Annotated in this window: 1 protein-coding gene and 1 pseudogene; both read right to left on the reverse strand. The window is 57.7% G+C overall.

All coding sequences use genetic code 11. The annotated features are described in order from the left end of the window. On the reverse strand, positions 1-1,007 hold a 1,007-nt coding region (repA, locus tag EOA29_RS32220; RefSeq protein WP_127222132.1), incomplete at its 3' end, for a plasmid partitioning protein RepA. Positions 1,008-2,005: 998 nt separating this feature from the next. Then, a pseudogene (locus EOA29_RS32225) lies at positions 2,006-2,673 on the reverse strand (hypothetical protein); the annotation flags it as partial.

Consider the following 2,673-nt stretch of genomic DNA (forward strand, 5'->3'; position numbering starts at 1 on the left):
GAATTGAGCAGTAGATCCTCGCCAAACACTTGACGCATTAGCGCCTGCATATTGGCTTGCGGATGGTCGTTGGCCTCAAATTTTGTGATGAGGAATTTTGCGAAATCCCAACGCGCGCCGGCACCGGCTTCATCCAGGATTTGCATATAAGACGCGGCCAGCTCCAAAAACTTGCCCGTGGAGTCGACATCGAGCATGTGCGCTGGAACGGGGATTAGGACCCCGGTAGCGGCAGTGAGCGAGGAAAGCGTCAGGAAATTTAGTGACGGCGCACAGTCGAGAAGAACAATATCGTAGCGATCGACGATCTGTTCGAGGGCCTGTGACACTCGAAGCAGAAAACTGGTTCCACCGTTCTTGCGCATTTCAAGGGTAACGGCGGTTTCGAATTCTGTCAGCTCAAGGCCGGCGCAGATGACGTCGAACCCGATGATATGAGTCTGATGTACAATCTTTTCCGTTGGCACCGGATCATCAAACCGAATCGCCGAGTAAAGGGTGTCACCTTCTCGGTAGTCAAATCCCGGTAACGCTCCTTGCAGACTTGTTAACGACGCTTGGGGATCCATGTCGACTGCGAGAACGCGATATCCTCGTAGTGCCAACCAATGACCCAAGTGAATAGTGGTCGCTGTCTTGGACGATCCGCCCTTGAAGTTCGTGATCGCGATGATCTGGCAATCCTCGCCTTTAACACGACGAGGATTGATCCATTTCTTCCGCGCCTTTTCCGCCAGGTGCATCCTAAGGTCCAGCACCTGCTCCACAGAATATAGGCGCTTCCCGGTGGCCGTTGTCTCTGGCTCGGGTCCCTGCCCTTTTAAGGAGACCTGCCGTATGTAAGCTTCGGTCACTCCCAGCAAGGCTGCCACTTCCGTCGAAGTGAATTTGCGCATCGTACGAACCGCGTCAGGAGGATACTGAGCCAGCGACAGATTGTTGAGTGCCTTCTCGAGTTTCGTCGAGAAGGTATTCATGAACTGAAGGCTGCTTAGATGCCGCGTCACCCAGATTCTCCTCTTGCACCCAGCGCCTATTGATAGCGACTATGGTTAACAAGCTGTTAACGCCACGCCAACTACGCCAACTTTTCGAATTACGCGGTTTTTCCGTTACTGGGCTTATGCCCGATTCGGAGAATTCGGGCAAATGGACATAAGGCAGTTCCCAGCTGGGAACTTTCGCTATCGCTGTCTCCCCTATGACGTCAAAACTGCGCATCAGGTGGTAAAACTATAGCTATGAAGGTGGTCACGCAGCATGGGCGCACGGGCGAGCCCGTTGCCCGGCTTGTTCTGGTGGATAGTCGACGTCGGTGTGCCGGTTGGCTCTAGCTTCCGCGTGCGGCGGCGAGCGACCTACAAAGGCCCGGACAGCTTTCGGCGCCTGGAGAGATGCCCCCACATTGGTGCGGCGGCGAAATTCCCATTTTGACGGCAGGCACGGTACTCGCGCAGTCCCTAGGGGTGCCACATCCTTAGCGTCGGAGACGATCGGATGTGTTTGTGATGCAGCCATGGACGACGCTTCCGATGTCACTTCGGTAATCGCACCTACCAGGTTGGCCAATTAGACGCCCCACGTCCCCCTTCCCTGCAACAAGCATTCCGCGCCAAGCGGTTCTCGAGAATGGCAACTCAACGGCTAGGATTTGTCGCCAGGCATCCCACGCGATTTGACAGCAATCAGCACCGTTTGGCACGTAGGCGTCCAGTCCACGCGCACCCTCCTCCAGTGCGTAGTCGATGAGGCAAGCGGGAGGCAGCTGAAGTCGCCAGGCAGGCTACCTCTGGGTCTAGTCCAACTGTTGGTGAAGGATACCGAGGACGCATCGAGAAGCAAACTTTTCGCACAACTCTTAGTCTAGCACGCACCACCCGTACGTTAAGTTCCCAGCTGGGAACAGCTTTTCAAGTTGGAGGGATGCACGGCACCAAGAAACCCTGGACACTCATCAACTTTACGGTTGCGCATGTGGCTCTCGGGCGCATTGGCGCATCCCGTGTCACCTGCGGGTGTAGGCGTACCGCACCACAAATCCAGACGCCTCAGTTAGAACTCCCGTCACGCGGTCGCTGATACTTGCGTGTCATCTCGGCGCTGGGGTGGCAGCTGCTTTTTGCACATAGCGCTCGTCGAGCTCGGCTGAGGGCGCGCGCAGCGAATGGCCAGAAAACTTCTGTTCCCGCTCGCCTTCGGTGAGATCGCCGCGCACACCGGCGGCCAAGGCCGTGCGCTTGACCAGCCCTGCGACCCCCTGATCGTTGAGCCGTTCGGCGCCGACCGTTTCACCCTGACCAGTAACACGGCGGAACAAGGGGCCATGGGCAATGCGGGCAAACCTCAGCCAGGCCTGCAGTGCGGCGACTGGGCAGGTGGCGTGGGACGAGCCGCGACCAATTTCGACCTCGCGCCAGCCGGTCTTGCCCCGCAACGGAACCAGCACGCCCATGTCTGGAAAAAATTCAATCCAGCCGCGACCGACGTCGGTTTGATCACGCGCAACACCAGGCCGAGATCCCGAGGGCTGGGCCGTGATGTAGAGGCCGACGATTTGTGGGTCTGGCGGCTGCGGATCAAACGACGTGACGCCGGCAGCAGGCGCAGAACTCCTTCCAGTCAGCGGCATAGGCGCGTCGGGTGTTTGCCGAACTTGCTGCCTCGACATAGTCG

This window comes from Mesorhizobium sp. M1E.F.Ca.ET.063.01.1.1 (assembly GCF_003998155.1).
Taxonomy (GTDB): domain Bacteria; phylum Pseudomonadota; class Alphaproteobacteria; order Rhizobiales; family Rhizobiaceae; genus Mesorhizobium.